The organism is Roseivivax sp. CAU 1753, from assembly GCF_054482575.1.
Genome location: NZ_JBTLRF010000031.1, coordinates 1 through 1,558, shown reverse-complemented (window position 1 = coordinate 1,558; position 1,558 = coordinate 1). Strand labels below are relative to the sequence as shown.

Sequence of the window (1,558 nt, the reverse complement as noted above, 5' to 3'; positions counted from 1 at the left end):
GAGGAGGCCATTCGCCTCAAGGAAGCCGGCAAGGCGGACGAGGTCATCGTCGTCTCGATCGGCGTCAAGCAGGCGCAGGAAACGCTGCGCACCGGTCTTGCCATGGGGGCCGACCGGGCGATCCTGGTGGTCGCGGCGGACGATGTGCACACCGACATCGAGCCTCTGTCGGTCGCCAAGATCCTTGCCAAGGTGATCGAGCAGGAACAGCCCGGTCTGGTGATCTGCGGCAAGCAGGCCATCGACAACGACCTGAACGCCACCGGCCAGATGCTGGCGGCGCTGACCGGCTGGGCCCAGGCCACCAACGCCAACAAGCTGGATGTCGACGGCGATCACGCCGTGGTCGCGCGCGAGGTCGATGGCGGCTTGCAGACCATCAAGGTCAGGATGCCCGCCATCGTCACCACCGACCTGCGCCTGAACGAGCCGCGCTATGCGTCGCTGCCCAACATCATGAAGGCCAAGAAGAAGCCGCTCGATGAAAAGACGCCCGCCGATTACGGCGTCGACGTCGCGCCGCGCCACGAGATCGTCAAGACCTCGGAACCGGCCGAGCGTGCCGCCGGTGAAATCGTCGGTTCGGTCGATGAACTTGTGACGAAGCTGAAAGAAAAGGGGGTCGTGTGATGGCCGTTCTTCTGCTTGCCGAAATCAATGACGGGGCGCTGTCGCGGGACGCGACCGCCAAGGCCGTGTCCGCCGTCAGGTCGCTGGGCGACGTGACGCTCTTGGCGATCGGGGCATCGGCCCGGGACGCCGCCGACGAGGCCGCCACGATCGACGGCGTGTCGAAGGTGCTGATGGCCGAGGATGCGCTTTACGGTCACCGCCTGGCCGAACCTGTGGCCGCGCTGATCGTGTCGCTCGCGGGCGATTACGACCACATCGCCGCAGCCGCGACGACGGATGCCAAGAACATCCTGCCACGCGTTGCGGCCCTGCTGGACGTGATGATCCTGACCGATGTGACCGGGATCGTCGATGCCGACACCTTCGAGCGTCCGATCTACGCGGGCAACGCGGTCCAGACCGTGAAGTCGCGCGACGCCAAGAAGGTCCTGACGATCCGGACATCGACCTTCGACGCCGCGGGCGCGCAGGACGCGGCACCGGTCGAGCCGGTGGACGCCGCCGAAAACCCCGACCTCTCCGAATGGGTCGAGGACAAGGTGGCCGAAAGCGACCGCCCGGAACTGACCTCGGCGGGCATCGTCGTCTCGGGCGGCCGCGGCGTCGGGTCGCAGGAAAACTTCGCCGTGATCGAGAAGCTGGCCGACAAGCTCGGGGCCGCCGTGGGCGCGTCGCGGGCGGCGGTCGATTCGGGCTTTGCACCGAACGACTGGCAGGTCGGACAGACCGGCAAGGTCGTGGCCCCGGACCTTTACATCGCCTGCGGCATCTCGGGGGCGATCCAGCACCTGGCGGGCATGAAGGACTCCAAGGTCATCGTCGCCATCAACAAGGACGAGGAAGCGCCGATCTTCCAGGTCGCGGATTACGGCCTCGTCGGAGACCTCTTCGACCTGGTCCCGGAACTGACCGAGAAACTTTGAAC

The 1,558-nt window shown here is 66.4% G+C and carries 2 protein-coding genes; both read left to right on the top strand.

All coding sequences use genetic code 11. From position 1 onward, the window contains the following. On the top strand, positions 1-630 hold a 630-nt coding region (locus ACXYMN_RS19830), incomplete at its 5' end, for an electron transfer flavoprotein subunit beta/FixA family protein (RefSeq protein WP_459015815.1). Continuing rightward, complete coding sequence (locus ACXYMN_RS19825; RefSeq protein ID WP_459015814.1) at positions 630-1,556, top strand: electron transfer flavoprotein subunit alpha/FixB family protein; 927 nt, start codon at positions 630-632, stop codon at positions 1,554-1,556. The genes ACXYMN_RS19830 and ACXYMN_RS19825, both read left to right, overlap by 1 nt. Positions 1,557-1,558 lie beyond the last annotated feature (2 nt).

Bases quoted from the DNA above. Each gene is read 5' to 3' on its own strand.
- ACXYMN_RS19825 (WP_459015814.1), top strand. From the start codon at position 630: ATGGCCGTTCTTCTGCTTGCCGAAATCAATGACGGGGCGCTGTCGCGG.